Origin of the sequence: Arthrobacter sp. 24S4-2 (genome assembly GCF_005280255.1) — a bacterium.
In the GTDB taxonomy this organism is placed as follows: Bacteria; Actinomycetota; Actinomycetes; order Actinomycetales; family Micrococcaceae; genus Arthrobacter.
The window spans coordinates 2,150,115-2,173,733 of sequence record NZ_CP040018.1 but is presented as its reverse complement, the minus strand read 5'-3'; the positions used below and the strand labels follow the sequence as shown (position 1 = coordinate 2,173,733).

The window sequence follows — 23,619 nt, the reverse complement described above, 5'->3', positions numbered from 1 at the left end:
CGGTGTCCGGGGACATGACTTGGGTGACAGCGCAAGTTACCTTGGCCGCGGAGCCGGTCTGGTCGTGCGTCCGTGCGTCCACCATGGCAGTCCTTCTCGGGAGTGATCTTGATTCTATCCACTTTCTACCGAAATTTGTAACGTTTTCTTTGCGACAAAAAAATTATCTCTAGAGAGTGGACTTCACGGGGCCCCGGGGCGGGTCAGACAGCTTTCCGGCCGCGTCAAAGTACCAGAAGCAGTGGAACAAAAGACAGCACTTGACGCATGGGCTCGAGCGAATGGGCCCTGGTTGAATGCGCTCCCAACGCAGTGAGTAGTCCTCGTCGGCGGACTGTCTAGTCTTCGACGACCGACCGTGCGTAGCGCTTGGCGATCGGGCCAAGCAGTGAGTGCAGCTTGGCAAAGAGTGCCTCGGCGGCCAGGCCGCTCCAGTCACCGGGAAGATACTCTTCAGGCAGGCCGGGATCCATATAGGGCAAACGGCGCCATTGGGTCACCATCGGGACGTAGTCGGCGAAGGCCTGCCTGAGATACTCCGGTGACTCAGGTTCGCTCAGGGGCAATTCGGACCAGCGCTGCAGTACAGGTTCGTGGCGGTCGATGAAGTCCGCATATAGGGCGTCAAGAGAGGGCAGGTCCCACCATTGCCCGACCTTCGACCGGATATGATCTTCGGTCAGGTGGGCTGCCTTAAACAGGTCCACGTATTCCATCAGGGACGCGCGTTCGAGCTGTTGACTTACTTCGTCCGCCAGGTTGCCGGGGGCTATCCATAAGCCCGGCGAAACCTGGCCGCAACCGATGCGCGTCAGGATGGTGCGGAGCTTGTGGCGAAGATGCCGCTGCGACTCAGGGACGGAGAATGATGTCAGGATCCAGTCATCACCCTTGCGTGCGCGGTGCGGGGAGAAAATGCGTTCGTCGCCCGCCCGGAAAACATCCTCCAGTCCTGGCGCCAGCCTGTAGGCGGCCGACCCGTTCTTTCGGAGGCTGACGAGAACTCCACGCTTCTTCAGCCGCGAGACTGACGAGCGCACTCCGGCTGACTCAACTCCCAGATCGCTCAGAAGTTGTATCAGCTCTGATACTGCAAATGCGCCGTCATGGGCGCGGGCATAAAGTCCGTAGACGGTCACGATGAGATGCTGGTGGCGTGGCATGGGTGAAATGTCAGGGACAACATTGACTCCAGACATTCAACACCTCCGATAATGGATCGCCTTAACAGTCCAAGGTTACAGGCCTGAGGAGCGTGCATCCTGCATCCTGGCACACGGCCGCAGGCAGGATGCTAGATGAACATCAATCCGACCCACGGGGCACAAACCGGAACAGACCCGCCGAAAACCTCCTCAAATTCCTCCTGACTCATGGCACCCGTCGATGCTTCATGGGTCTGTTCGTTGCGTTCGTCAAAGTCGGAAACAGACATCGGAACTCCTTGGAAAGGGCATGTAGAACGCGGCGTCAGTGCCGCCGTCAGGCATGCGTAATGAAAATAAGTATATGCCGTCTTGGTGACGGGCGTAAAGAGAGCGACATGAAATTCATTCGTGCGCCGTTCGCCGGCTCCCCAATCACAACCATCGCGGATTCGCGAACGGTCGTCATCGCAGGGATATAATAGGGCCCTGTGACGTGGGATCATCACACGCTGAAGGGAGACCCATGACTGACCGGACGAGCCCAAGCCGGCATGCCAGCATCGATCGCAATGTCGAATGGGTAGACACCGACGCCTCCGGCCACCAGCACAATTCCTCTGTCATGCGCTGGGTTGAGTCCGCGGAAGCGGAGCTCTTCCGGGCCCTCAACCTTCCTGATTATTTCCCGAGCGCACCGCGTGTACACCAGGCAATCAGCTACAGGGCTAAACTCTGGTTCGGCCAGCGCATCACGGCAACTGTCGGAATCCAAAAAATTGGCCGCACGTCCATGACCTACGCCTTTGAAGTGTTCGGCCATCCCCATCTCGAATCCCAAGGCGGAATCGCGGCATTCGGCACGGTGACCGTGGCCCACGTCCCTTCAGGGTCCTTGACGGCCCAGCCCTGGCCGGCACACATGGTGGAAGCCGTACAGTCACTTCAGCTCACGACGCGGAACTGAACCACATAGGAGCGGGTAGGCGCTTCGCGTCATGAGAACGGCCCCGGCATGCATGCACGCCGGGGCCGTTCACAAATCCGACACGGTGTCGGTTCGCGGGGCCGGAAGAGCCACCGCCCGCAGAATCAGCGGTTTCCGATCACCGCAATCCCCTGGATCTCGATGAGAGCTTCCTTCTGCCACAGCCGGGTAACGCCAATGCCGGCCATGGCGGGATACTCCGAGCCCGCCATCTCGCGCCAGATCCGTCCGATTTCACGGCCGTTCGCCATGTAGTCGTCGACGTCGGTGAGATAGATCGTGACGCTGACCAGGTCCTGCGGCTGTCCCCCGGCCTCCGCCAGCGTTGTCAGAACGTTCGAAAACGCCTGCCTGAACTGTTCAACAATGCCGCCGGGCACGATATTCATGTCCTTGTCCAGTGCCGTCTGGCCTCCCAGATACACGGTGTTCCCGGCAAGGATGCCATGGGCATACCCGGATGGTTTGGGAAGCGACTGGGGGTTGACTGTCCTGTTGGTCACGGTGGTTCCTCCTGCATATGGGGTTGTCGTCGTTCGGGAAAAGAGCTCTTTTCAGATCCTCTGCATCGTGCTACCTTGAGCATATGTGACGACCGTAAAAAAGTCGACATATCTGATTGAAGGGAATTGGACGGATGAAACTGGCCACACTGCGTGCGGGCAAGCACACCACGGCGGCGGTACTTGTCTCGGACGACACTGCTTATCTGCCGTTGCCATACCCGGACGTGGGCACTATGGTCGCGGACCCGCAATGGCGCCGGACGGCCGATTCCGTCGTATCGGGACAGCGTCATAATGCCAACAGCGTTTCGGCTTCCGCCGCCGAGCTGGCAGCCCTGCTGCCGGCGGCGGGCAAGGTGATTTGCTGCGGTCTGAACTACAGCGATCACATTCAGGAAATGGGCCGGGAACTCCCGGAATATCCCACCCTCTTCGCGAAGTACGCGGACACATTGACCGGGGCAGGTGACACGATCGACGTCGTCGGCAGTGAACGGGTTGACTGGGAGGCCGAACTGGCCGTCGTCGTCGGTTCCCCCTTATTCCGCGCAGATGAGGAACAGGCCCTGCAGGCCATCGCCGGCTACACCGTGGCGAACGATGTTTCGATGCGTGACTGGCAGAACCGCACCCTGCAGTGGTTCCAGGGCAAAGCCTTCGACGCCAGCACCCCCGTTGGGCCGGTCATGATTACCGCCGATGAAGTCGAAGGCGATTTCGAGGTCCGCGGTTACGTGAACGGTGAACTGGTGCAAGCCGGAAACACGGGCACGCTGGTGTTCGGCCCCGCGAAGCTCCTCTCCTACATCTCCCACTTCACGGTTCTGCGGCCGGGGGACCTGGTCCTGACCGGCACGCCCGGCGGAGTGGGAATGGGAATGAACCCCCCACGCTTCCTGCAGGACGGCGATCTTCTTACAACCGAGATTGCAGGCATCGGACGCCTGGAGAACAGGATCCGCATCCATCACAACGACGGCCGCGCAACCTACAGCGCACCGGTTACCTCAACCGCAACAACCTAGGAGTGAAAACCATGAGCAATACCACCACCGCGTACCTGACCGAGGGCGACAACTCCATGTACGCCGGAGCGGACGGCAAAGTCGTCCCGGTCGTCACCCGTGCAGGTGAGGAAGACACCAACACCGCCCAGTCCGGTGACTGCATCCGCGTTTCGGGTGTCTCCATCCAACACACTCCCGCCACAAAGATCTGGTTCGGCCAGGTATCGAACACGCCCGGATACCGTTCACTGCCCCACCACCACGGCGAGGCGGAAACCGGAGGGTACGTCCTGCGCGGGCACGGCCGCATCTACTACGGCGAAAACTACTCCGAGTACCAGGACATGAAGGCCGGCGACTGGGTCTTCGTCCCGCCCTTCATGCCGCACGTCGAGGCCAACATGTCCGTCACCGAAGAACTCGTCTGGCTCACCACCCGCACCCCGGAAAACATTGTCGTGAACCTCGAAGACGTCGCCGACGGCACCCTCGCCGACTACCGCAGGGTCTAGCCGCCATGCCCTCGGTTACGCCCACCGTCACGGTGCCCACCTCGGAAACCTTCCTCCGCGCCATCCAGCTCACCCACGTCCCGGCGCAGGTCAATGACGAGGCCTACGAAGCCACCACACAGTACGTGCCATGGCCCAAGTCCTATGGCGGGGACATGGTGGCCCAGTCTGCAGCTGCCATGATGCGCTCCGTCGAGGCAGACCGGACACTGCACTCCATGCACAGCTACTTCATGCGGCCAGTCGACGTCGGCGCAACCGTTCGCTACGAGGTGGAACGGCTGCGGGACGGGCGCGGCTACTCGACCCGCAGCGTCCGTGGTTACCAGAACGGCAAGACCGTTTTCACGGCCATGGGGTCCTTCCAGGTTCCCGAAGCTGGTCCTGACTACCAGCCGGGCTCACCCGCGGACCTCGCACCTGAGGCGCTGCGAAGCGCCGCCGAGGTGCTGGCAGGGGTCGACGGGCCGGCAGCCGAGTATTGGTCCACCGGACGCAGTTTCGACATGCGCCATGTTCCCGGTCCGGTGTACCTGGGCGTCGAGGAAGGCCCCCAGGCCCACCAGGCCGTCTGGGTGAAGGCCTTCGACCGGCTGCCCGATGCAGCCACTGACCGCCTCACCGCTGACCTGCACCGGGCCGCCCTGGCCTACGTATGCGATTACACGATTCTGGAGACGCTGCTTCGGGTCCGCGGACTGCACTGGTCCTCGCCCGGGCTCAGCACCGCCAGCCTTGACCATTCAATGTGGTTCCACCGCGAGGGACGCGCCGACGAATGGGTGCTCTATGTCCAGGAAGCCGTCTCCGCACAACGCAACCGAGGCCTGGCACTGGGGCGCTTCTTTGACCGGCAGGGGCGCCTGCTGGCCACCGTCGCCCAAGAAGGAATGATCCGCTCTTCTTCCTGAGCCGGTTCCCGGACTCACATCACCATCACTTGAAAGGAGAGGCCATGACATCCACATCATCGGCCCACGTGGATACCTTTACCAGGGACCACCTACCACCGGCCAACCTTTGGCCTGCGCTCGAGTTCACCCTTCCGGAGCTCCAGTACCCCGAAAAGCTCAATGCTGCGTCAGTGCTGATCGACGGCGGAGTCACCGAATACGGGCCAGACCGTGCCGCGCTGCACACACCTGACGGCACAACCTGGACCTACGGCGAACTCCAGCAACGTGCGAACCAGGCAGCGCAGGTGCTGACCGAGGACTTCGGCGTCGTCCCGGGCAACCGCGTCCTGCTGCGCGGTCCAAACAACCCGTGGCTGGTGGCCGCCTGGCTCGGAACCCTGAAGGCCGGCGCCGTTGTCGTCACCACCATGCCGATGCTCCGCGCCGCCGAGGTCAGCACGTTGATCGGGCTCACCAAACCAGTGGTGGCGATCTCGGATCACCGCTTCGTCGACGAACTGTCCGCGGCAGCCGGCGCCGACACCACAGTCCTGTCCTATGGAGGAGATGGTGTCGATGATTTTATCGCCCGCTGTTCTGCGAAAGACGGCCATTTTAGCGATGTTGAAACCTCCGCGGACGACGTCGCGCTCCTGGGACCGACGTCAGGGACCACCGGCGCACCGAAAGTCACCATGCACTTCCACCGTGACATCCTCGCCACCGCAGACACCTTCGCCCGCCATATTCTCCAGCCCACCTCCGGGGATGTGTTTGCGGGATCACCGCCTATTGCCTTCACCTTCGGGCTCGGGGGTCTGGTGATCTTCCCGTTGCGATTCGGCGCCTCCTCACTTCTGACGGAGCGTGCCGCCCCGGTGGAACTGGCCGAAAATGCCGCCGCCGCCGGTGCCACCATCCTCTTCACGGCGCCCACGGCCTACCGGGCCATCCTCAAAGCCGGCCGCGGCGAACTACTCAGCCGCCTGCGGATCGCCGTCTCGGCCGGAGAGCACCTGCCGAAGGAAACGTGGGAAGCCGTGCGCAACGCCACCGGGGTCCGTCTGGTGAACGGTATCGGCGCGACCGAACTGCTCCACGTTTTCATCTCAGCTGCGGGCGACGACATCCGCCCCGGCACGACAGGAAAAGCTGTACCCGGCTACCGGGCAGTGATCCTGGACGACGCGGGCATGGAGGCCGGACCCAACCAGCCCGGCAGGCTCGCCGTCATAGGGCCCACCGGCTGCCGGTACATGGACGATGACCGACAGACGAAATACGTCGACAACGGCTGGAACGTTACCGGGGATACTTTCGTGCAGGACGAGGACGGGTACTTCACTTACCAGTCACGCTCGGACAACATGATCGTCTCCTCCGGATACAACATCGGCGCCCCCGAAGTCGAAGCAGCCATCGACCAGCACCCTGACGTCGTCGAAAACGCTGTCGTGGCACGGGCCGACGAGGAGCGAGGCAGCGTCGTCTGCGCCTTCATCGTCCTGCGCGAGGGCGTCAACGCAGACGACGCCAAACGCAAAGAGATCCAGGACTTCGTCAAGGCCACCATCGCCCCATACAAGTACCCGCGGGACGTCCGCTTCGTCGATGAACTCCCACGCAACCCCAGCGGCAAACTGCAGCACTTCAAGTTGCGCGACCGCCTCGAACACGAAAACGACCAGCTGGCCGGCGCAGCCGCCACCCAGCCGTAGAAGGAGCAAACCATGAAGATCGCAATCGTCGGAGGCGGCCCCGGAGGCCTGTACTTCGCAGCACTAATGAAGCAGCTGGACCCCTCCCACGACATCACGCTCTGGGAACGCAACGCCGCCACAGACACCTTCGGTTTCGGCGTCGTGTTCTCCGATGAAACCCTCGGGGGCATCGGCAACGCCGACCCGGTGGTTGCCGAATACATGAGCCGGCGGTTTGCCCGGTGGTCCGACATCGACATCCACTTCCGCGGCGAAACCCTCATCGTCGGAGGCCAGGGATTCGCAGCAATGAGCCGCAAGGAACTGCTTGAGCTGCTCCAGCGCCGCTGCGCTGAACTGGGCGTGGACGTGCGTTTCAGCACGCTCGCCCCGCCCATCCAGGAGCTCGAGGCCGGCTACGACCTGGTCCTGGCTTCCGACGGTGTCAACTCCCAGATCCGGGCAACCTATGCGCAGTCTTTTGGCCCGAGCCTTGATCCCCGGCCCAACAAGTTCATGTGGCTTGGCACGGACCAGGTTTTCGAAGCGTTCAAGTTCTTCGTCAAGGACACCAAATACGGCACCATGCAGATCCACGGATACCCATACTCTGACGAAGGTTCCACGTTCATCGTCGAAATGTCCCCGGATGTGTGGGAGGCAGCAGGCTTCGACGAGACTGCTACCGAGGTATTCGCCCCCGGCGTGTCCGACGAAAAGGCAATCAGCAAAATCCGCGACATTTTCGCCGAAGAACTCGCCGGACACGAGGTGCTGGCCAACAACTCCAAGTGGCTGAACTTCACCACGGTCCGCAACCGCAGCTGGCGCCACGGGAATATCGTGCTGCTTGGCGACGCCGCCCACACCGCCCACTTTTCCATCGGATCCGGCACCAAACTCGCCATGGAAGACTCCCTGGCCCTGGCCGCGTGCCTCCACGAGCACCAAGATCTTGAAACCGCACTGGCCGCCTACGAGACCGAGCGCCGTCCCGTCGTCGAATCCACACAACGAGCCGCTCAGGCTTCGCTGGAATGGTTCGAACGGATCGGACAGTACAGAGGGCAGGAACCCACGCAATTCGCGTTCAACCTGCTCACCCGCTCGCGCCGGATCACCCAGGAGAACCTGCGCCTCCGCGACCCGGAATTCGCCGGCGCCGTGGACAAACACTTCGCCGATTCCCAAGGATTGCCCGACGTCGCGCCCGCAATGTTCCAGCCATACCGCATCGGCGGACTCGAATTGAAGAACCGGATCATAGTCTCCCCCATGGACATGTACTCCGCCACGGACGGCGTTCCGGGGAACTTCCATTTAGTACACCTCGGCTCCAAAGCCCTTGGCGGGGCGGGACTGGTGATGACGGAGATGGTTTGCGTGTCCGCCGAAGGACGCATCACTCCCGGATGCTCTGGCCTCTATACAGACGAGCAGCAGCACAGCTGGAAGTCCATCGTCGACTTTGTCCACGAACGTTCGACGGCAAAGATCGGGTTGCAGATTGGACATTCCGGCCGCAAGGGATCCACGCGCCTGATGTGGGAGGGCATCGACGAGCCCCTCGAAATCGGGAACTGGCAACCGGTCGGCCCGTCCGCCTTGCCGTACGGGGCCGGCAACCAGGTTCCGCGCGAAATCGACACCACCGAAATGGACCGGGTCAAAGCCGACTTCGTTGATGCTGCCCGCCGCGGCGCAGAAGCCGGATTCGACCTCCTCGAGGTTCACGCCGCCCACGGATACCTTCTGTCCTCTTTCCTTTCGCCAATTTCCAACCAGCGCACCGACAAGTATGGCGGCAGCCTGGAGAACAGGCTGCGCTTCCCGCTTGAGGTCTTCGACGCAGTCCGCGCTGTCTGGCCTGCGGACAGGCCGATTACTGTGCGGATCTCGGCGACCGACTGGATCGAGGGTGGCAACAACTCCGACGATTCAATCGGCATCGCGCAGGCATTCGTTGACCATGGTGCAGCGGGCATCGACGTCTCCACGGGTCAGATCTCAAAGGATGAGAAGCCGGCGTTTGGCCGCAGCTACCAGACGCCCTTCGCCGACCGGATCCGGCAGGAGGTCGCCGCGCCGGCTGGAGTGGCCGTGATTGCCGTGGGCGCCATCTCCACCTACGACGATGTCAACTCCGTCCTCCTGGCCGGACGCGCGGACCTCGTGGCACTCGGACGCACACACCTGTACGACCCGCAGTGGACATTGCACGCTGCCGCTGAACAGGAATACCACGGCCCTGGGTCACAGTGGATTCCGCAGTTCAGGGCCGGTCGCCGCAAGCCCCCGAGCGGCCGTACCGATGCCGTCCGTCCGCGGTTGTCCCTCCTCAAGGAACCTGATTCCATCACACCCGACGGGCACTTGCGTTGGACACCCGGTGTCGCCGCTGCGGAGCCGGTCCTCACCCAATAGTCAGCCGGTCCCAGCTCCCCCGAGCGCAGTCACTGCACTCCTTCTCAGCCTCAATCGCGCCATCTCCTGGGCGAGAACGGATGACTCGGCGTAACCACGCAACCGCTCGTGCATCCATGTGCCCGGCGACGCTCGAAGGAGTGTACAAAGAGCTCCCGGGTGACGTGCGCGGACTGCTGCGCCTTGCTGAAGGTTTCCAAGAACGATCTACCGGCTACGGCTCCTGCTGAGTAGCGAATCCAGCGCCGCAGGTTGGATCGATGACAGAGAGTGAACGTAACACGTATTGGCATCGTGGCCGATTTCGGCCACGATGCCAAGGTGGCGGCTACGACCACAACTGTGAGGCAGCTGGCGGCGCTAGGCTACGCCATTGTGGTTGAGAAGGGCGAGGCCACCGAAAAGGAATCCAGAATGTCGCCAATTTTCACCAGCACAGGAGGGTGGAGGTCCCTACATGTTCTCGGCCGCCATGCACCAGGCGATAGGCGACTGGTAGCTTCCCGTGTCCGATCTCAGTTAAGTTGGCAACGGCGACGTGGGGTTTTGCCGGATCTACTGAGACGAATCTCGTGTCTCCGGGCTCACTTGAGTTGGCATTTCCGTAGAACGCACCTGGGCTGGTGAACCACATGCACGACGCCTCGTCGACCATTTCCGACATCGAAATCGGTCGAGTACGCGCACGGATCCTGGCGCCTTCACCGATTGAGACAGGGCCACGATCCCGTAGGTTGGCATGTCTACTGAGACTCTTGCTAACAAGACTGAGACGGGACAGCCGCCACTCCCCCGTCGGCCCTTCAGAAGCCGCCATGGTCCATTATCGGCGTTAGAAGTGGCGCGTGGGATCGGCGCAAATCCTGGTGGGACCATGATCGACTTTTCGTGCGACGGCCTGTATCTTCGACACTCCGTGTGCCAGCTAGTCCAGCTGGCTCGAGCATCCGATCGAGTTAGGACGCCGCTCGTACCGGGGTATGTAGGGAATACCTTTAGTCCTGGGCCAGAATTTACCAATGTCCGACCCGTTGGGGTCTCGATAGTGTGTTGAGTGGAGTTGAGACTCGTCGGGGGGACTGGGAGGTGGGCGAACGGCCATAACCGCACCGGCGAGACTTTTTGGACGATTGCGAGGGGTTCGAAACGGCGGGTGCCAGCCGGAGTCTTTCCCCGGGAGAACGAGCCTTCAGAGCTGCACCAATTGTCTCGTCGTCCGGGCTCGTATACCCAGCCAGCGCCACTTGGTACAAGGGCATTTCGCAGTCAGCGTATCCGCAGCGGCGTCGACGAACCGGATTACGGCGAGGCCCAAATCCGATTAACACATACGATATGGAGACACGATGTCTGACGAAACGACATTGGCAAGCCTTGTGAAGCGCATTGAGGTGTTAGAGGCAGAGGCGGATATCCGCCGCCTCCAGGCCCGCTACATGTTCCTTTGCGACACCCCGTGCCCGGAGTTCGCGGTCGGCGACGACGCGCACCGCATTGACCTGATTATGGCGCTCTACGCTAAGGACGCCGTCTGGGAAGGCGTAGGGGAATACTACGACAACCAGTTCGGCCACGCCGAGGGACACGACGCCATCCGAGAACACTTCAACACCTTCTGGGGCGAGGAACGGGCACCTGCGCTGCTGCTTAACGCCCACTACCTCACGTCGGAACAGATATACGTCGACGGTGACAATGCCACCGGCCAGTGGATCCATATGCAGCCTTGGCTCTTCTCCGACGGGACGTCGTTGCTGCGGTCAAGTCGGCTCAACAATTCGTTCCGCAAGACTGACAGCGGCTGGAAAATCACCAGGACCCGCACGGAGAATGTTTTCATCGCGCCGTTGCCAGCCACCTTCGCCTCCCACTATCCGTCGGCTTCCGTACTGATGGGGTCCTGAGATCAGGGCTTGAGGACTCCCGGCCGTGGAGGAGCGTCGCGGGCGGAGCAGGCCATTCCTATCCGTCCATTTCATACTCCAGGTCCCTTTCGCGAAGGAGCTATGCCATGACACTTGAGTTCACACACGCAACACTCGGGCAGCGAGTACTGTTTGGCACGGGTAAAGCCGCCGGCAATGTGGCCGCTGAACTGGACCGGCTAGGAACCACCCGGCCGATGGTGATCGCCTCGGCTTCCGGGCGGCCCTTGGCAGAGACCGTCCTCTCCGGTGTCGCCTCGGTCCTGTGGTGGGACGAAGTAGTCCAGCACGTGCCCGTCAAAATAGCCGAGCGCGCCCGCAGCGCGGCCGCTGAGCACCGGGCCGACGTCCTCATTTCTGTCGGCGGAGGGTCCGCGACCGGATTGGCCAAGGCTGTCGCCCTGACCACCGGGATTCCGATCATCGCCGTGCCTACCACTTACGCCGGATCGGAAGCTACAAACGTGTGGGGGATGACCGAGGACCGCAGTAAAAGAACGGGCCTAGACAACCGCACCCTGCCTGCCGCTGTGGTTTACGACGCGAACCTGTCCAGGACCTTGCCGGTGGGACTGTCCGTAGCCTCCGGACTCAATGGACTGGCCCACTGCATCGACTCCCTCTGGGCCCCGCGCACCGATCCGATCAATCAGGCGCTGGCCCTGGAAGGCGCCTGGGCCCTGAACCTAGCCCTGCGCGGGATCGTCATCGACCCAGGTGATGTCGATTCCCGGGAACGGGCTCTCTACGGGTGCTACCTCGGCGCAGTAGCGTTCTCCTCGGCAGGGTCCGGACTGCACCACAAGATTTGCCACGTGCTCGGCGGAACCTTCGACCTGCCCCATGCCCAGACGCACGCCGCCGTGCTGCCCTACGTGCTGGCCTACAACGCTCCCGCCGTGAGTGATCTCGCGGGCCGACTTGCCACAGCCTTGGGTTATTCACCGGATGCCGCCGGAGAACACACCGATCGGGCTGGCCTGGACGATTTGCCCACCGGCTATAGACCTGACCGGGCTTCCGCTGCCTTAACGGCGCTGCAGGACCTTTACGCGGCTGTCGACGCCCCGAGCAGGCTAGCCGATTACGGCTTTACCTCCGCCGGAATCGGCGACGCTGTGGAGCGGGTGGTCGCGGCGGCCCCGGCTTCTAACCCCGTGCAGGTGACCCAGCAAGGAATCACGTCCCTGCTGGAGCACGCGCTACTTGGCATCCCTCCCATGTTGGAACCCCCGTCACTCGCCGAGCTAACACATTAGAACGCGGAACACCGCGTCAGAGATGCAACTATCAGCGGTGCCAGCGGGAACCAGGCCGTGGCTAACGGAAAATCATGGACACCGTCGACACACTCCCGACGAGCGGCCGAATCCGAAGGCGGCAGCGGTAAGGCCAGAGGCATGGTCTTTCATCGGTCCACCCCCTACGTGTCAGGCTGGAACGGTACCAAGGGCTCATAGCAAGTCCGCTTAATCGCGTGGGGCGAGAGCCAGGAATCCAGTAATCATGTCCAGTCCAGTTTTGAGTGCAGTACGCCAAGATAGTGCTGTGAGTAGTAGCACTGGTAGTTCCGGGCCGCGGGCTGGTGGACCACGGCCTCGTCGGTCGTTCACCCCCGTCCAGAAGCTCGAGTTTTTGACCGCGTACGAGAAGGCGTGTGAGAACAGTGAGGGCGGTGCTTTCCTGCGCCGGGAGGGTCTGTATTCCTCGCAGATGACCGAGTGGCGCCGGCTGCGTGACGCCGGGGTCCTGGCCGGGAAGAAGGCCGGGGAAACGATCGGGAAACTCTCGGCGGACCAGGCCGAGAACGCGCGTTTGCGCCGCCAGCTAGAGGTGAGTGAGAGCCGGTTGCAGAAGACCGAGGCAGCCCTGGAACTGATGGGAAAACTACAGGCGTTCTTAGAGAGCGCCTCAGAGGATATGCCGGACGGGCCCCGGTCCAGGAAGCGCTGATGGCCACGTACCGGTCGATGCTTGAACTGAAGATCCCCACGCGCCGTGCAGCATCATTGACCGGTGTTTCCAGGACGACCGCGAACCGGAAACCGGCCCCGCCGCGGGACCATGCGTCGGTGGTGCCGCAGAACAAGCTCAGCGCCGCCGAGCGCGCCGAGATTCTGGCGGCACTGAACTCACCGGAGTTTGTGGATCTGGCACCTATGCAGGTCTATACGAAGCTGCTGGATCAGGGAATCTACCTGGGATCGCTGTCGACTTTTTACCGGGTGCTGGAGGAAAACAAGCAGGTCAAGGAACGCCGCCGGCTGGCCAAGCATCCTCCCCGTGCGGTTCCTGAACTGGTCGCCACCGCCCCGGGAGAGGTGTTCACGTGGGATATTACAAAGCTTGCCGGCCCGGTCAAGGGCAAGTATTTTGATTGCTACATGATGGTTGATATCCATTCGAGGTTCATCGTCGGCGCGCACGTCCACGCCACCGAATCCGGGATGCTGGCCGTGGAAATGATGAAGGGAATCTTCGGGATCCATGGGATCCCCCAGGTCGTGCACGCGGACCGGGGAACATCCATGACGTCAAAGACTGTGGCCGCGCTGCTCTCGGATCTGGAGGTCACCCGGTCTCACTCCAGGCCCCGGGTAAGCAATGACAATCCCAACAGCGATTATGCCGTGCCCGTGATTATGCCGAACACGGACCGGCGCGGGCATGTTTGCGCTGGTCAGGGAGCTGTAGCGGCCTGATCTATTCGGCATAATTCAGAGTGTGTCGAGGTAGGCGAGCAGCGAGTCCGACGGGCGGTAGTGGTTCGGGGCTACTTCCAGGGGCGTGGTCTTGTCCAGAGCCCGTTGTTTGACGGCGAGGTCGGCATGCATATAGATCTGTGTCGAGGTGATACTTTCGTGGCCGAGCCAGAGGGCGATTACCGAGATATCCACCCCTGCTTCGCGTAAGAACATGGCAGCGCTGTGGCGCAGGACGTGAGGGGTGACTCGCTTGTTCGCCAGCGATGGGCAGCGAGATGCCGCGGCGGTGGCATATTTGTTCACCAGCCATTCAACGGCGTCGGTACTCAACGGTGTGCCGTGTCGGCTGGGGAACAGTGGCGAGCCGGGCTGGGTGTCATTCGCTTTCAACCATTCCCTCAGCGTGGCGACGGTCCCGGCGGTCAAAGGTGTGGATCGTTGTTTTCGGCCCTTGCCACGACAACGAACGTGAGGCCCGGTTCTCAGGTTGATGTCGTCGCGCCGCAGGCCGGTGAGTTCGGTGACGCGCAAACCTGTTTGGACTGCGACGGTGAGCAGGGCGTGGTCACGGCGACCGAGCCAGGTGTCCGTGTCCGGGACGGAGAGGATCGCTTCAACTTCCTCTTTGCTGAGGAACGCAACGATGCCTTGATCGAACCGTTTCGGTGGGATCGCGAGGACGCGCGAGATCAGGTCGGCATGTTCGGGGTGCTCGAGCGCGGCGAACTTGAACAGCGAATGGATCGCTGCCAGGCGCGCGTTGCGGCTTCGTACGGTGTTGGCCCGCCCGGTTTCCAGATAGCTGAGGAACGCTCCGATCGTCGGGGCGTCGAGGTCAGCGATGTCCAGGCCCGCCGGAGCGAGCTTCTTTGTCTCGGCGATGAATCCGAAGAGCAGCCGGAACGTATCGCGGTAGGCGGCGACGGTGGCCGGGCTGACCTGCCGTTGGGTGAGGAGGCGGTCGGTGAAGAACTTTTGCAGGGTGGGGGCGAGGAGGCTCATGGCAGTTCTCCCAGGAATTCCTCAAGTCGCGCTCCGACGATGGCGAAGAGTTCGGGGGCGGCTTGCAGATACCAGTAGGTGGATGCGGGATCGCTATGTCCGAGGACAGCTGAGAGCAGGGGTATTCGGGCGTCGACATCGGCATGCTGTTGGTGCCAGTCGATCAGTTGGCGAACCGCATAGCTGTGGCGGAGGTCATGTAGTCGGGGTCGGGGTCGTTGCCCTCTCCCGGTCAGCCCGGCCTGGTCGATCAGGAGCGGAAACGTTGCGTGTATTGAGTCCTTGTTCATCCTGGTGCCCCGTATCGAGACGAACACCGACGGTGAGATCCGGTCCGGGAAGTGGCGGTCCACGCAGTCGAAATAGTGTTGGAGCGCCCGGAGGGTTGTTTCGTGCAGCGGCACCTTTCGCCCGCCGCCCTTGGCATGCCGGACAACCAGCAGTAAGTGCTTTTTGTCGATGTCCTCGCGGTTGAGAGCCAGGGCTTCCCCGAGTCGCAGGCCGGTGACTGAAAGCAAACCGATGATCGTCTCGTAGGTGGCGGCACGCAGGGGCGGGTTTAGGGATCGGGCGGCCGCCACCAGGGCCGCGATGTCAGCACCGGAGTACAAGTACGGTGCAAGGCGCTGCTGTCGTGCCGGCAGCAGGTCAGCTGGCGGCACCTCGGTCTCTGGGTCGATGGTGCGCAAGTACTCGGCGAACCCGCGAACGAAGCACAGCCGTTGACGCCACCAGACCGGGTGGGTGTTCACGGGCCGGGTTGCCCATGCAAGGGACAATTCGTTGCTGACATGCTCGGCGCCGTTCTCGTGCAGGTAGCCGACGAAGGCCGGCAACAAGGACCCGGCATCGACGAGTTTGAAGCCCAGACCACGACGCATGGCGAGATAGGAGTCGACTGCTGCGGAAAGATCAGTCATCACGCACCAGGCCAGGGCCGTGCCAATTCGCGCATCAGCGCAGAGTCGACGGTGGCATAGGACACGGTGACCGCCATGCTCCGGTGCCTCATGACCTGTGCGATCTCCGGCCATGAAGCGCCGTTGCGGACCAGCCGCGTCGCGGTGCCGTGCCGTAGCTGGTGCGCTCCCATTGCAGGCAGCCCAACGCGACGGCACAGGCGCTCCACGACGTCACCGACACCGGTGGGGCTCATTGGGCCTTCCGGTGCTCTCATCTGGACGAACAGTGCACGGCAACCCGGCGGGACCCGGCGATGGCCATCCTGGAGGTAGCGCACGATTGCCTTACCGACGTCTTTGGGGATCGGGAGAAGCTCCTGATGGTTGCCTTTTCCCCGGATCGTGATTTCACCGCGCCGCCAGTCGATGTCATCGACCCGCAACCCGGCCACCTCACTGCGGCGCAGTCCCAGCCGCCACAGAACCGTCAGGATCGCGCTGTCGCGTAACCCCACGTCGCGACCGCAGTCACAGCCGCCAAGCAGACGGGCGAAATCATCTTCGCCAAGCTCACACGGCACGTTTTGACGGTGTCCGGCGACCTTCGGAAGCGCCAAAGCGAGCGGCTGAGCGGTGACACCTGTGACGTGGAGGAACCGCAGAAACGATGCCAACGCGCTCACCGTCTTCTTCGTCCACCCGATGCTCGAACGCGCGCACAACGCCACGATATATGCGGTGACCTCTGCGGTCGAGAGCTCCTCCAACCGGTGATCTTGCTTGCTGCAGAAACTTTCGGCGACATGCATGGTGACCGGTATTGAACTCTCTGCAAGGCCACGCTCGGTGGCCAGATAGCTGCGATATCGTTCAAGGATCTGTGAGACCGTGTCAGCTGGGGGTGAGGCCTCAGGCGGCACTACGCCGATTCGGCGCAAATACGCGACTGGAAGCGAAAAATTCGCAACTGACACGAACGTTGTTCGTCCCTGGGCCCGTCGGGCCTCGACCAGCCGCTCCACACACCCGGCATCCAGATCGCCGGCTGCCAGACGATGCTCGAGCAACCAACGATCCAGCGCCGCGAGTTGCCTCAGCCTCCAGCGAACCGACTCCGGCGCATATCCCTTGCTTTCGAGATGGTCGCCAAATCCCTCCGCATACAACAAAAGCGGACCAGCGTCCCCTGCCGACTGTCGCTTCTTCATTTGTGCCTCCTCTGAACGAAAAAACTGTACAGAGCAAGCATCAACCGCCTCAGGATTATGCCGAATAGGTCAGGCCGCTACGGCTCCCTGACCAGCGCAAACATGCCCGCGACGGTCCGTGTTCGGCATAATCACGGGCACGGCATAATCGCTGTAGTGGGTATCCGGTTAGCTCAGGTAGTCTGGGTAAATGTCGAGACCGGATTTTCCGCGGACGATTCTGGAGTTCCAGGCGCGGTTCGGCGATGAGAAGGCGTGCTTGGACTACCTGGCTGAGTGCCGCTGGCCGGAGGGCTACGTGTGTCCGCGGTGTCAAGGTCGGTCCGCCTGGCCCCTGGCGGCGCGGGGACTTTGGGAATGCGCCGCCTGCGGTTACCAAGTCTCGCTGACGGCCGGTACGGTGCTCCACAAGACCCACACAGCGATGCATTTATGGTTCTGGGCGGCCTACCTGATGACGACGAGTACCCCAGGGATCTCGGCCCGGCAGCTGCAGCGACAGCTCGGATTGTCCCGGTATGAGACGGCGTGGACCATGCTGCACAAGCTGCGCCGGGCTATGGTCAACCCGGAACGCACCTTGCTGTCCGGTGAGGTCGAGGTGGACGAGTGCGAGGTCGGCGGTCCTGAGATCGGTCGGCGCGGCGGCAGGAGCCTCACAGCCCGGGCCGCGCACGTCGTCGTCGCTGTGGAGGTACGTGGCCAGGGCTCGGGACGGGTGCGGATGAAAGTGATCCGCGATGCGTCCGGTGACACATTGACGGGTTTCGTGACGGACACCGTGGCTCCGGGGGCCATTGTGCATACTGACGGCTGGATGGGCTACGCCCCGTTGGCCAAAAAGGGCTACACCCACCAACCTCGCTCCCAGCGGGCTGCCAAGAAGGCCGGCGACCCCGACCCGGTCCTTCCCCGCGTGCACCGCGCAATCAGCAACCTCAAGACCTGGCTGCGCGGAACCCACCGCTCCGTAGGCGATGAACACCTACAGGTGTACCTCGATGAATTCACGTTCCGCTACAACAGGCGAGGCACGCCCATGGCGACCTTCCAGTCCCTGCTCGGCCTCGGCACTACGCAAGGACCGACCACCTACCGCCAAATCACTGCCCACGATCCGGGATCGGCCCCTGTTACCTGAGCTAACCGGATACCCACTATCGCTGTTATTCCGAATTCGGGATAACAGCGAGTCGCTGTTCAAGACCCTGAAATACGGTCCGGAATTCCCGGAACGCTTCGCCTCAGTCCAGGACGCCGGGGCATTTATCAGCGGTTTCGTGGACTGGTACAACTGTGAGACTTGTTTTAGCTGGTCCGGGACTGGCTGGCAGGATAGGGACCGGCCGATCCGCCCCGTGGACGTGACTCTTGGTACAACTGACCCGAAAGTGTCTTTTTGTGGACTTGTCCGTCCACGGCGGTGGTCGGCCGGCACCCGTCCGGCCCACCACGGTAGCTTGATCAGAAGAATGTCCACCCCTTGCGGGGCGTGACCCATCACAGTGCTGTTCCGTTGTGACCCTTACCCGGACTGGTGCCGGCCGGCGACGGCCATGACCATATCCGTGAAGAGGAAGGCACGAATGACCGCCACATCTATCGTCGCGCATGCCCATCCATTTGTCGTGGGCGTCGACACGCACGCCCGCAAACACGTCTACGCCATCCTCGACGCCGCCAACGGCGCACTAATGGACACGCAGTCATTCCCCACAACCGCGGCCGGCATCAACCGGGCCATCAAATGGGTAGCCCGCCGCACCAATGCCGACGCCGATACCCTCTGGGTCGTCGAGGGAGCCGCCTCGTACGGGGCGATCCTCTCCGGCACCGTAGCCACCTACGGATTCCCCGTCGCCGAGGCGCCGCGCATGGATGCCAAGAAGAACCGCGGCGTGGGTAAGTCAGATGCCTTGGACGCCCACCGAATGGCCATGGCCGTGCTGCCGCTGCCGGTTGAGAAACTCCGCCGCCCCCGCCTGAATGACGGGATACGCCAGGGCTTGCGGATCCTGGTCACCGCCCGCGAGTCCATGACCAAGGACCGCACCCGGACGATTAACGCACTCAATGCCCTCGTGCGCGGCAACGACCTCGGCATTGATGCCCGCAGGAAGCTCACCCCGGCCCAGATCGAGGAGATCTCCCGGTGGCGAGAGCGTGAGGAAGAACTGGCCTTGGGCATCGCCCGCACCGAGGCGGTCCGCCTGGCCAAGCACATCCTGGGCCTGGACGAGCAGCTCAAAACCAACGAGAAGCAGTTGGACGAGCTGGTCACGGTCAGCGAGGCCGCACCGCTGCTCGAGGAGACGGGCTTCCAAGCGGTGACCGCGGCCAAATGTTTGGTGGCATGGTCGCACGAGGGACGGGTCCGCAGCGAAGCATCCTTCGCCTGCCTGGCCGGCGTGAATCCCATCCCCGCGTCGTCAGGGAATACGGTGCGGCACCGGCTGAACCGAGGAGGCGACAGAAGGCTCAACAGCGCCCTCCACATCGCTGCGGTTACCAGAATGACCCATGACGTTGAGACCTGCGACTACGTAAAGAAACGCCGTGCCGAAGGCAAGACCATCAAGGAGATCCGGCGCTGTGTCAAGCGTTATCTGGCACGGCGCGTGTTCCGGGCCCTGAACGCTGCCGCACTGGTGAAACAGGTACCCGAAGCGGCCGCTTGACAGACATAGAAGAGTCCATCACCACCAGCACTCCGGAATCGGGTTCCACACGCCAGCGAACGTCCACTACGATCACGCCGCCGGCGTGTCCAGGGAACGCTCGGCAACACTCGCCGCAGCCCGCGCGAAACACCCCGAACGCTTCGCCACCACCACCGACCCCAAAATCCTCGCGCTCCCAGGCCCCGCCTGGATCAATCAACCCAAGGAAATCACCGAGCAGTCAGCCGCCTAACTCCCGTTGGTACCGTTCAGCTTGAAAAATTCCGACCACGCCAATTTCAACAGGAACAAGGGCCATAAAACCGTTCTCTTGGAGTCTGTCGAACGCTCAGCGCAATAAATCAAATCGATAGGATAGGCGGCTCCGTCCCGAGGGCTGAGCCGTCAGCCCCTCAACCACGAAATAGTCTCCAGCGGCGGGGGCCTGATTCCCAACAAGTAGTAGTGGTTTTAAGGATCCCTACGCTGCAGTATGAACTGTCAAGCTGAGACGGTCGACGCCATGCATTGCGTGGCCGCTCTTACTAGGGCCAGATGCGAAATGGCCTACGGAAAGTTGCCAGCCATCCTTTGCTCCTTCACCGCGTACTCTTCACTAAGCAGGCCGAGCTCGTTGGAAAACCCCACCAGCTTGTCCATGAGAATTGTGGCATCAGCCTTGCGGTCTGTGCGGGCGTACTGTTCCACAAGCCAAAACGAGCACGCAAGGAAAGGGTGCTCTCCGGGATCCAGCCCGTCGACCCCGCTCTCGGTACGGTAGCGCAGCAATAGACCGCCGTCGGTGAGGAGCTCCTTCTCCAGCCGAGCGACAGTGCCCAGCATGTGCTCATCGTCGTAGGCAAGGAACCCAACCTGGGGCATGACCAGTAAGGCCGCATCGGTTTGGCGTCCGCCGGGAATGCGTGAAGTACTGGGCATTGCCGCGCATCCCCCACAGACCAATGTCCCGGTCCTCGATGTGTTTCTCAACAAATCGCAACAGAAGGCGCTGAAGGGCCCAGGAGAAGTGGTCTTCCTTGCCTCCCGCCAGACGCAGCCTTTCCAACGCCACCATGACTTCACCGACAACGTCGGCCTGGAACTGGGCGACGCGGCGTTTCCAATACGCACAGGCTTTGAATTCCGGTATCCGGCCAGACGAAGCACGCGAAGCCAGCCGAGCTCACGCCCCACGAGATTGCGCCGAGGTCCTGTACATCAGCGCATGCCGCAGGTGGAGCTATTGACGATGCCTACTCCTGTGCAGTCCTCGAAATGAACCAGTTTCCGTTCATTGAATTCATTGCGGACCCAGACCATGTTCCCGTCCTGAGTCCTATCCTCCACACGTGCATGTGATCCCACGTCGGCTCCTTCCAGGACAACAATGTCTCCCGACTGCATGGAGTCCCACATGGGTTGGTGCCTCTCAACACTTTTCGTAACCGAACTTGTAGACAAAGCAAGGGTTCCTTTCCGTGCGGGTTTCTGAACGGATGATTTGGATCCGTGCCGGGAGAGACCTCCCGGGCCGGGACTTTGAGAATCCTTGGGTCCTCGGCCGACTGGATTTCAGCCAGACGCGAGGATGAGAGGCCTGCAGTTGGGCGCGACACCTCAGCCTGGCTACCAGCGTCGCGGCGAGCAGCGCCGTCGTGATTTCCAGACCGATCACCAGCAGCTGTCCGGCCGCACCGGAAGTATCAACAACGTTCGACGCCGGCCCTCCGCCGTGGGCGTGTCCGGCACCGCCCGCTCCCAACAGCAGGACGGAGTGCAGGGCAACCATGGCCAAGGCCGAGAGAGTCACCTGGTGGAGGGCGCCGACGCGGCTTATGTTGCCAAATATGCACCGTGCAGGGAACACAGACGGCGGCCAGGGCAATCATGAGGACTCCCAGCCAGGTGTCATGGTGCCCCGCTGCCGCGAGCCACAGGTGCACCAGACAGGAGACAGCCGTCAGGGCTGCGCGGACCCGGGGGTGCAGGACGGGTCCGGCTGACCGGACCCGTCCCGCCGTCGACGTCATTCGCGATTCCGGGTGGGGCTCACTGGCAGTGTCCGTCGGCCTCGCCGTGGGCGGAACCATGTGCGGAGTCCGCGGCAGAACTGTGGCAAGACATCGAACCGGCAGCGTTTGCCGGTACATCCAAAACCGGGCTGCGGTCGAAGAAGCCCTCGGGCCTGAGCTTGAACCCGACAGTATCCACGGGCATGATCGGCCAGTCCTCGGGGCGCGGGAAGTGCGTGAGGCCGAAGGTATGCCAGAGCACGATGTCCTGGCCGTCAATGTCGCGGTCCTGGGCGACGTAGGCCGGCAGGCCCGCTCCCCCGGAGTGCTGGTTCACGAAGTCGCCCGTGGGGTAGCGCTCCTCGTCGCCGGAGTAGCGCGTGACCCAGACGTCCTTGGTGGCAAAGGCGGCACGCCGGGCAATGGACGATCCCGGGTCTGCCAGCAGCGTGGACTGGTTCTCGGAGTGGAGCTTGTAGCCCACTGGCTCGCCCAGCCGGTTGCGGGATTCGGGGTTGGAGATGATCCAGGTCCTGCCGCTCCGGGCGTCGGCTTCACGGACGCCCTGGGATTCGCGGGTCAGCACAGTGCGCTTGCGGGAGAAGGCGTTGCCGCGTTCGTTGCCTTCGCCCATGGTCTGCCGGACGACGTCTTCTTCCACGACCCGGTTGGTGAAGCCATCTATCGCCATGTCCAGCCGGGCGCAGAACAGGTGCTGGTGGTACGGGGCGCCCAGGCCGGGCGCCAGCTGGGAGATGTTGTCCGAGCCGCCTTCCGGGAAGGCGCTGGTGAAGACGACGCCGGTGGCCTTGGCCTCGAACTCGATGGTGCCGTCCAGGTAGAGGTACCAGTAGAAGCCGTAGTCGTAGTTGCCGATGGTGGTGAAGAAGGAGATCACCAGGCGGCGGTTGCGGCGGGTGTAATTGATGCCTGTGTACATATCGGAGTGCTTGGAGAGGATGCCCCAGTCTTCCTCGTGCATGCAGATGCCGTTGCGGATTTCCCGGGGGTTGCCCAAGGCGTCCGAGACCACTGGGCTGAGGTAGGTGATATCGCCCAGGCAGTCGCAGCCCAGTTCCAGCGAGTTCGCGTACTGGCCCACCAAGTATTCGCCCGTGTCGAAGTAGTTCTGCCAGGACCGGATTGGCGAGGGGTCGCCGTACGGGACCACCATCTCGGCAATGGACGCCCGGTTGATGATGGAGCGCAGTTGGTCACCGTCGCGGAAGCCCAAATTGTGCAGCACCACGCCCTCGCGTGCATCGAAGCCGACGTCCACGCTCCACTTTTCCCACTCCACGTGGTTGCCGCCGGTGACCGTGAAGCTGGGCCCGTCCGGCTGGGTGATGCTGATGGGCTTCTGCGTGGTTCGCAGCGGCCCGGTCAGTTCAGGGTCCGTGTAGTTGCCGTGCTCTGCCGGGATCGGCATGGCCCCGAGGTCAATGACCTGGGTGACTTCCTTATTGACCACGTCCACATATGCCACGAGCCCGTCCACGGGGTGGGCCCAGGCGCTGTCCTCCGGGAAGTCCTGCACGAACGCCAGGCCACGGAGGATGCGGCGGCCCTTCTCTTCGGCGTACTCGAAGACGCCTGCGGACAGTGGGGCGACACGGACCTTGGCGACATCCAGGTCACGTGCCGCGAGGGCGGCGAGCCAGCGCTCATCCGTGGAGAGCAGAACCTCCACCAGCTCGAATTCTTCCTCCAGCACCGGCAGTTCGCCGGTGACTTTAGTGTCCAGTTCGGTGACGGAGTCAATCTCACCACGGGCCAGGGATACAACTACGTCGACGGGTGCCGCGCCGGAAACGTCATGAATGAAGGCCCGGAACCGGCGGTCCTGTCCTTCCTGCCCGCGTGAGGGATCCAGCAGCCCCAGGTAGGCTATCCGCTTCTCTGGCCCCAGCAGGCCGTTCGAACTCAACAGGGACTGGACCGCCGTGATTTCGTGAGGGCTTGTCATCGGGTGGATTGGGGCGGTCTGCAGTACGGGAGTGCTCATGGATCCTCGGCTTCAACGTAAA

At 62.5% G+C, this 23,619-nt stretch carries 17 protein-coding genes and 4 pseudogenes; 12 read left to right on the top strand and 9 right to left on the bottom strand.

What is annotated here, in order from left to right; genetic code table 11:
- Positions 1-338 precede the first annotated feature (338 nt).
- Together FCN77_RS09940 and FCN77_RS25900 are read right to left on the bottom strand one after the other, a co-directional pair.
- Positions 339-1,199, bottom strand: coding sequence for a PaaX family transcriptional regulator C-terminal domain-containing protein (locus FCN77_RS09940; RefSeq protein ID WP_137322144.1), 861 nt, complete (start codon positions 1,197-1,199; stop codon positions 339-341).
- A gap of 95 nt (positions 1,200-1,294) precedes the next feature.
- The gene (locus FCN77_RS25900) at positions 1,295-1,435 is read right to left on the bottom strand and encodes a hypothetical protein (protein ID WP_175417199.1); all 141 of its coding nucleotides are present in this window, start codon (positions 1,433-1,435) and stop codon (positions 1,295-1,297) included.
- A gap of 236 nt (positions 1,436-1,671) precedes the next feature.
- Between FCN77_RS25900 and FCN77_RS09935 the strand changes: the two genes are divergently transcribed.
- Positions 1,672-2,112: a thioesterase family protein gene (locus FCN77_RS09935; protein ID WP_137322143.1), complete on the top strand. Its 441-nt coding sequence runs from the start codon at positions 1,672-1,674 to the stop codon at positions 2,110-2,112.
- Positions 2,113-2,237: 125 nt separating this feature from the next.
- Here the strand turns inward: FCN77_RS09935 and FCN77_RS09930 are convergent, their stop codons facing one another.
- Entirely contained in the window at positions 2,238-2,636 is a 399-nt protein-coding gene (locus FCN77_RS09930) for a RidA family protein (protein WP_137322142.1), read from the bottom strand.
- Between the two features lie 134 nt (positions 2,637-2,770).
- Here FCN77_RS09930 and FCN77_RS09925 point away from each other — a divergent pair, with 134 nt between their 5' ends.
- From FCN77_RS09925 to FCN77_RS09890, 8 genes and pseudogenes are all read left to right on the top strand, one after another.
- Positions 2,771-3,664, top strand: coding sequence for a fumarylacetoacetate hydrolase family protein (locus tag FCN77_RS09925; protein ID WP_137322141.1), 894 nt, complete (start codon positions 2,771-2,773; stop codon positions 3,662-3,664).
- Positions 3,665-3,675: 11 nt separating this feature from the next.
- Positions 3,676-4,158, top strand: coding sequence for a cupin domain-containing protein (locus FCN77_RS09920; RefSeq protein WP_137322140.1), 483 nt, complete (start codon positions 3,676-3,678; stop codon positions 4,156-4,158).
- A 5-nt stretch (positions 4,159-4,163) separates the two neighbouring features.
- A complete protein-coding gene (locus FCN77_RS09915; protein ID WP_137322139.1) occupies positions 4,164-5,069 on the top strand; it encodes an acyl-CoA thioesterase II in 906 nt (301 codons plus the stop codon).
- A gap of 44 nt (positions 5,070-5,113) precedes the next feature.
- A complete protein-coding gene (locus FCN77_RS09910) occupies positions 5,114-6,772 on the top strand; it encodes an AMP-binding protein (protein WP_137322138.1) in 1,659 nt (552 codons plus the stop codon).
- Between the two features lie 12 nt (positions 6,773-6,784).
- A complete protein-coding gene (locus tag FCN77_RS09905) occupies positions 6,785-9,178 on the top strand; it encodes a bifunctional salicylyl-CoA 5-hydroxylase/oxidoreductase (protein ID WP_137322137.1) in 2,394 nt (797 codons plus the stop codon).
- Between the two features lie 1,346 nt (positions 9,179-10,524).
- The gene (locus tag FCN77_RS09900; protein WP_137322136.1) at positions 10,525-11,082 is read left to right on the top strand and encodes a nuclear transport factor 2 family protein; all 558 of its coding nucleotides are present in this window, start codon (positions 10,525-10,527) and stop codon (positions 11,080-11,082) included.
- Between the two features lie 107 nt (positions 11,083-11,189).
- Entirely contained in the window at positions 11,190-12,362 is a 1,173-nt protein-coding gene (locus FCN77_RS09895; protein ID WP_137322135.1) for a maleylacetate reductase, read from the top strand.
- A gap of 247 nt (positions 12,363-12,609) precedes the next feature.
- Positions 12,610-13,727, top strand: a pseudogene (locus FCN77_RS09890) (DDE-type integrase/transposase/recombinase); the annotation flags it as partial.
- A gap of 93 nt (positions 13,728-13,820) precedes the next feature.
- Here the strand turns inward: FCN77_RS09890 and FCN77_RS09885 are convergent.
- The 3 genes from FCN77_RS09885 to FCN77_RS09875 are packed head-to-tail and all read right to left on the bottom strand — an operon-like array spanning position 13,821 to position 16,920.
- Positions 13,821-14,810, bottom strand: coding sequence for a tyrosine-type recombinase/integrase (locus FCN77_RS09885; protein WP_137322134.1), 990 nt, complete (start codon positions 14,808-14,810; stop codon positions 13,821-13,823).
- Complete coding sequence (locus FCN77_RS09880) at positions 14,807-15,730, bottom strand: tyrosine-type recombinase/integrase (protein WP_217496256.1); 924 nt, start codon at positions 15,728-15,730, stop codon at positions 14,807-14,809. Before FCN77_RS09880 ends, FCN77_RS09885 begins: the two co-directional genes overlap by 4 nt.
- A complete protein-coding gene (locus FCN77_RS09875; RefSeq protein ID WP_137322132.1) occupies positions 15,730-16,920 on the bottom strand; it encodes a tyrosine-type recombinase/integrase in 1,191 nt (396 codons plus the stop codon). Before FCN77_RS09875 ends, FCN77_RS09880 begins: the two co-directional genes overlap by 1 nt.
- Positions 16,921-17,110: 190 nt before the next feature.
- On the opposite strand from FCN77_RS09875, the gene FCN77_RS09870 reads away from it, so the two are divergent.
- The 3 genes and pseudogenes from FCN77_RS09870 to FCN77_RS25895 form a co-directional block, all read left to right on the top strand.
- A complete protein-coding gene (locus FCN77_RS09870) occupies positions 17,111-18,061 on the top strand; it encodes an IS1595 family transposase (RefSeq protein WP_137322131.1) in 951 nt (316 codons plus the stop codon).
- Positions 18,062-18,506: 445 nt separating this feature from the next.
- Positions 18,507-19,598, top strand: a complete 1,092-nt coding sequence (locus tag FCN77_RS09865; RefSeq protein ID WP_137322130.1) for an IS110 family transposase — start codon at positions 18,507-18,509, stop codon at positions 19,596-19,598.
- A 16-nt stretch (positions 19,599-19,614) separates the two neighbouring features.
- Positions 19,615-19,833 (top strand): annotated as a pseudogene (locus FCN77_RS25895) (IS3 family transposase); the annotation flags it as partial.
- 228 nt (positions 19,834-20,061) lie between these two features.
- Here FCN77_RS25895 and FCN77_RS09860 read toward each other — a convergent pair.
- The 3 genes and pseudogenes from FCN77_RS09860 to FCN77_RS09850 form a co-directional block, all read right to left on the bottom strand.
- Positions 20,062-20,738: pseudogene (locus FCN77_RS09860) on the bottom strand (glycoside hydrolase family 15 protein); the annotation flags it as partial.
- A 436-nt stretch (positions 20,739-21,174) separates the two neighbouring features.
- A pseudogene (locus tag FCN77_RS26730) lies at positions 21,175-21,610 on the bottom strand (hypothetical protein); the annotation flags it as partial.
- 19 nt (positions 21,611-21,629) lie between these two features.
- Positions 21,630-23,597, bottom strand: a complete 1,968-nt coding sequence (locus tag FCN77_RS09850; RefSeq protein WP_137322129.1) for a primary-amine oxidase — start codon at positions 23,595-23,597, stop codon at positions 21,630-21,632.
- Positions 23,598-23,619: the final 22 nt, after the last annotated feature.